Source organism: Candidatus Synechococcus spongiarum SH4, assembly GCF_000586015.1.
Classification (GTDB): Bacteria; Cyanobacteriota; Cyanobacteriia; order PCC-6307; family Cyanobiaceae; genus Synechococcus_B; species Synechococcus_B spongiarum_F.
The window spans coordinates 1-2,969 of the sequence record NZ_JENA01000200.1; the positions used below are offsets into that span (position 1 = coordinate 1).

The 2,969-nt window shown below is 64.8% G+C and carries 2 protein-coding genes, 1 tRNA gene and 1 pseudogene; 2 read left to right on the forward strand and 2 right to left on the reverse strand.

All coding sequences use genetic code 11. From position 1 onward, the window contains the following. Positions 1–68 precede the first annotated feature (68 nt). Together BG35_RS0108320 and BG35_RS11040 are read right to left on the reverse strand one after the other, a co-directional pair. Positions 69–142, reverse strand: a tRNA-Pro gene (locus BG35_RS0108320). Positions 143–157: 15 nt separating this feature from the next. Further along, positions 158–589, reverse strand: coding sequence for a hypothetical protein (locus BG35_RS11040; RefSeq protein WP_025782464.1), 432 nt, complete (start codon positions 587–589; stop codon positions 158–160). A 140-nt stretch (positions 590–729) separates the two neighbouring features. Between BG35_RS11040 and BG35_RS11045 the strand changes: the two are divergent. Together BG35_RS11045 and arsJ are read left to right on the forward strand one after the other, a co-directional pair. After that, positions 730–1,742, forward strand: a pseudogene (locus tag BG35_RS11045) (ArsJ-associated glyceraldehyde-3-phosphate dehydrogenase). Positions 1,743–1,756: 14 nt separating this feature from the next. After that, on the forward strand, positions 1,757–2,969 hold a 1,213-nt coding region (gene arsJ / locus BG35_RS0108335; protein WP_025782465.1), incomplete at its 3' end, for an organoarsenical effux MFS transporter ArsJ.

Consider the following 2,969-nt stretch of genomic DNA (forward strand, 5'->3'; position numbering starts at 1 on the left):
TTTACCAGATTCCCCAGTGCCCCCACTGCTGTGGACCTCGGCTCCATCTCCCAGCAGTGATAACGGAATCGGAGCGGCGGGATTTGAACCCACGACCCCCACTACCCCAAAGTGGTGCGCTACCAAACTGCGCCACGCCCCGTCACCCTGCATCATATCAGAGATCAGGATCAAAGGGCGGGTCGTTTTCCTGGAGCATGCGGCGGGCCTCGGCTTTTCTGCGGAAATTGCGCAGGAGGCGGCGCACCAGGCGATCCCGGGGTTCTCTGCTGTAGCCCCACAGCCTTTGCTGCCGGGCCAACCGGCGCAATTGCGCCATGGTCATGGCCCCCAGCATCAACTCCGGGTCCCACTGCCACTGTCTGGAGCGGAGCCTCAGGCGTTCCCCCTTGGTAATGTCCAGGTTTTCCAGGGCGGTGTTGGCCAGCCATTCCGGCACCAGCACCAGCACCACCGCCAGCAGGGCATAAAACTCCACCAGCCCTTTGGGAAGAGGGTGAAGCGGTTGTTGAAGACCGTCAAGATCCTCCTGATCTTCACCGGGATCAAACACCTCCTGATGGGGATCTTGCGGCGGGCTTCCGTTCAAGGACTCGGAAGAGGAGGGATGGCTTCAGGATGGCACAAACTCGCAATTCTGGGGACGATCCGCAGCCTGGTTCCAGGGCCGTCCATAACCGTTAGCTAATGTTGCCTGCCTAAAGTCCCCCCGTCCGCTGGTCTGGACTGGTGAAGGTTGGCATCAATGGCTTTGGCCGCATCGGGCGGCTGGTGTTCCGCGCCCTCTGGGGCGGCCCGGCATGGAGGTGGCGCATCTCAATGAACCCGCTGGCCCTGCTGACGCCATGGGGCATTTGCTGGAATTCGACTCGGTCCATGGCCGCTGGCGGGAAGCCGTCGCCGTGGAAGGGGAGACCCTGCATGTTGGCGGGCAACACATCACCTGCTCCCACAGTAGGGATTTCACCGCGGTGGACTGGCGGGGCGCGGGGGTGGAGATGGTGCTGGAGTGCAGCGGGCGCTTCAAGACGGTGGACGCGCTGACCCCTTACCTCCAGCAGTGCGGGGTGGAACGGGTGATTGTGGCCTGCCCCGTGAAGGGGGAGGAGGTGCTCAACGTGGTCTACGGGGTCAACCACCAGCAGATTGACCCCACACGGCACCGGCTGCTGACGGCCGCTTCCTGCACCACCAACTGTCTGGCCCCCATGGTGAAGGTGGTCCATGAAGCCTTCGGCATTGTCCACGGCTCCATGACCACCATCCATAACCTCACCAACACCCAGACGCCGGTGGACGGCTACCGGGGGGACCTGCGCCGCTGCCGCGCCGCGGGGGAATCCCTGATCCCCACCACCACGGGCTCCGCCAAGGCCATCGCCATGATTTTTCCCGAGCTGAAGGGCAAGCTCAACGGCCATGCCGTGCGGGTGCCGCTGCTCAACGCCTCCCTCACCGATGCGGTGTTCGAGTTGGCGCGCCCCACCAGCGCCGCGGCGGTGAACGAAGCCTTCCGCCTGGCGGCGGCGAGGTCGTTGCAGGGCATCCTGGGCTACGAGGAGCGGCCCCTGGTGTCGGTGGATTACTGCCATGACAGCCGCTCCTGCATCGTTGACGGCCCCTCCACCCTGGTGGTGGACGGCACCCACCTGAAGGTCTACGGCTGGTACGACAACGAGTGGGGCTACTCCTGCCGCATGGCGGACCTGGCCTGTGCCGTCGTCCGCTGGACGGGACACTGAGCCGGAAGCCAATCATGAATCAATCCTTGCGGGCGCCGGGGCATCTGTTGCGCCAATACATGGTGGTAACCGCCGCCTATTGGGCCTTCACCCTCAGTGACGGGGCCCTGCGCATGCTGGTGATCTTCCATTTCCACGGGCTGGGCTACAGCACCCTGGACATTGCTCTGCTGTTCATTTTCTACGAATTCTTCGGGGTGGTCACCAACCTGGCGGGGGGCTGGATCGGCGCCCGCTACGGTTTGCGGCTCACCCTCTGGAGCGGTCTGCTGCTGCAGGTGGTGGCCCTGCTGATGCTGGCGCCGGTGGCGGAAAGCTGGCCCAAGCTGTTATCGGTGATCTACGTGATGGCGGCCCAGGCCCTCAGCGGCATCGCCAAGGATCTCAGCAAGATGAGCGCCAAGAGCGCCATCAAGACCGTGGCGCCGGTGGAAGCGGGTGAGGAACAACAGGGGGAGCGCACCCTCTTCCGCTGGGTGGCCATCCTGACAGGATCCAAGAACGCCCTCAAGGGGGTGGGGTTCTTTCTGGGGGGCGCCGCCCTCTTCCGGCTGGGCTTTGCCGGGTCGGTGAGCGCCATGGCGGTGGGCCTGGTGCTGGCCTGGCTGCTGACCCTGTCCTTGCCGGCAGCCATGGGCAGGATGAAGCAGAAACCGGCCTTCACGGCCGTGTTCTCCAAATCCCGCGGCATCAACGTACTGTCGTTGGCCCGCTTTTTCCTGTTTGGCGCCCGGGACGTGTGGTTTGTGGTGGCCCTGCCGGTGTTCCTGGAGATGAGCATGGCCTGGAACTTCTGGCAGGTGGGGGGCTTCATGGGTCTGTGGGTGGTGGGCTACGGTCTGGCGCAGGCCATGGCGCCCAGCCTGCGGCGCCTCTGGGGTCAACAGCAAGCGCCGGGGCCTGGGGCCGTGCAGTTCTGGGCGGCGGCGCTCACGGCGGTTCCCGCCCTGATGGCCGTAACCCTCTGGCGCAGTACCGTACCGGGGTCCCCGGTTCAGGCCGGCCCGGTGGTGATCCTGGGCTTGGCGGTCTTCGGCCTGGTGTTTGCCATGAACTCCTCCATCCACTCCTACATGGTGCTGGCCTACACGGAAGCTGAGGACGTGAGCCTCAACGTGGGCTTTTATTACATGGCCAATGCCGGTGGCCGCCTCCTGGGCACCGTGTTGTCCGGCCTGGTGTTCCAGTTGGCCGGTGGTGGTGTCGGGGGCATGGTGGCCTGCCTGT